A 2,273-nucleotide genomic window follows, 5' to 3' on the forward strand; every position below is an offset into this window, starting at 1 on the left:
GGGCAGGATGAGCGCCTCTATGACACAGGCGGAGCCATCAGGGCGCTGGAGCAAAACGATCCGGCGCTGGCGGCGATGATGAAGGCGCACAACGCGTATCGCCAGGACTGACCGCCTGCATGCGGCAAGGATAAGAAAAAATGATCCCCAATCTCAACATCGTGCCCTTCGTCAGCGTCGATCATATGATGAAGCTGGTGCTGAAGATCGGCGTCGAGCGCTTCCTCGTCGAACTCGCCAGCTACATCGAGGATGATTTCCGCCGCTGGGAGCTGTTCGACAAGACCCCGCGCGTGGCCTCGCACAGCGCCGAAGGTGTCATCGAACTGATGCCGACCAGCGACGGCGAGGTCTACGGCTTCAAATACGTCAACGGCCATCCCAAGAACATGCGCGAGGGGCGCCAGACGGTGACGGCTTTCGGCATGCTCGCCGATGTCCACAATGGCTATCCTGTCTTGCTATCCGAAATGACCATCCTGACCGCGCTGCGCACGGCGGCGATGTCGGCTCTGGCCGCCAAATACCTGGCGCCGGCCGGCTCCAGCTGCATGGCGCTGATCGGCAACGGCGCCCAGGCCGAATTCCAGGCGGTGGCCTTCAAGGCGCTGCTCGGCGTCGACAGGCTGAGGCTTTACGACATCGACCGCACTGCCACCGAAAAATGCATCCGCAATCTCGCCGGTCTCGGCTTCGACATGATCGCCTGCGGCACCGCGCAGGAGGCTGTCGAGGGAGCCGACATCATCACCACCGTCACCGCCGACAAGCAGTACGCCACCATCCTCACCGACAACATGGTCGGCTCCGGCGTGCACATCAACGCGGTCGGCGGCGACTGCCCCGGTAAGACCGAACTGCACCGCGATATCCTGCTGCGCTCCGACATCTTCGTCGAATATCCGCCGCAGACCCGCATCGAGGGCGAGATCCAGCAGCTTGCACCGGATCATGGGGTGACCGAGCTGTGGCAGGTGATGTCAGGCGCCGTGCAAGGCCGGCGCGATGCCACCCAGATCACGCTGTTCGATTCGGTCGGCTTCGCCATCGAGGACTTTTCGGCACTGCGCTATGTCAGGGACCAGCTGCGCTCGACTGGCCTCTACCAGGAACTCGACATGCTGGCCGACCCCGACGAGCCGCGCGACCTGTTCGGCATGCTGTTGAGGGCGGCCCAGCATGGTTGAGATGAGCGTTGTTCAGCCAGCCGAGCCCCACATGGCATCCGGCACCACCACCAGCTTGCCGACGAAAGCCTTGGCGATGAAATCCGCCTGCGCATGGTGGAAATCGGAGAGCTTGTAGACGCCGCCAACCAGCGGCCGGATTTTCTTCGCCTCGATGTACCCAACGATGCGGCGGAAATCCGCACGCGTGCCCTGGCTCGAGCCGTGCAGCTGCAATTGCTTCAGGTACATGGTCCTGAGATCGAGCTGCACGACCGGGCCGGCAATCGCGCCTGCGGTAGTGTAACGGCCCTCGGGCCTGAGAATACGCAACAGGTCGTTGAAGATGGCGCCGCCGACGAGGTCGGCCACCACGTCGATCGGCTGGCCTCCGGTCGCCTCGTTCACGGCTTGCGGCAGGTCGGCAACACCACGGGTGATGACGGCCTCGGCGCCGATGTCGAGCACCGCCTGTTCCTTGCCCTTGCCGACGACGGCATAGGGAATGGCACCGCGCGCCCGTGCCAACTGCACGATGCCGGAACCGACACCGCCCGAAGCGCCGGTGACCAGCACGCGCTCGCCGGCCTTGAGCGCCGCGCGCTCCAGCATCTGTTCACCGGTCAGGTAGGCGCAGCAGAAGGTGGCGAGTTCGATATCGCTCATGTCGGTGTCGATGACATGAGCGTTCTCGGCCGGCACGGCCTGGTATTCGGCGTAACCGCCATCGCGGCCATGGCCCATATAATCGATGTCGGCGAGTGAATCGTCGTCGCGGTTGTAGATCGAGAAATCGACCATCACCCGTTCGCCGATACGGTCCGGCGATACGCCTTCGCCGACGGCGGCGACGATACCGACGGTGTCCGTGCCCTGGATGCGCGGGAAAACAAGCGTGTTGCCCTGGCGGCGCCATGTCGACACGGCGGCAGCGTCCTCCTCCGTGCCATAGGCGCCCTGGCGCACCCAGACATCGGTGTTGTTCATCCCGCAAGCGCTGACCTTGACCAGCACTTCACCGGGAGCGGGCCCGGGCACTTTCACATCGCTGCGGTAGACGAGTTTTTCCGGTCCGCCGTGCCCGGTGAGCAGCACGGCGGCCATGGT

At 64.1% G+C, this 2,273-nt stretch carries 2 protein-coding genes; one reads left to right on the forward strand and one right to left on the reverse strand.

Translation table 11 applies throughout. From position 1 onward, the window contains the following. Positions 1-140 precede the first annotated feature (140 nt). Positions 141-1,187, forward strand: a complete 1,047-nt coding sequence (locus EN750_RS30320; RefSeq protein WP_127398933.1) for an ornithine cyclodeaminase — start codon at positions 141-143, stop codon at positions 1,185-1,187. Between the two features lie 12 nt (positions 1,188-1,199). Here the strand turns inward: EN750_RS30320 and EN750_RS30325 are convergent, their stop codons facing one another. Next, on the reverse strand, positions 1,200-2,270 hold the full coding sequence (locus EN750_RS30325; protein WP_127398934.1) for an alcohol dehydrogenase family protein: 1,071 nt from the start codon (positions 2,268-2,270) through the stop codon (positions 1,200-1,202). Positions 2,271-2,273 lie beyond the last annotated feature (3 nt).

Origin of the sequence: Mesorhizobium sp. M7A.F.Ca.ET.027.03.2.1 (assembly GCF_003999175.1) — a bacterium.
In the GTDB taxonomy this organism is placed as follows: domain Bacteria; phylum Pseudomonadota; class Alphaproteobacteria; order Rhizobiales; family Rhizobiaceae; genus Mesorhizobium.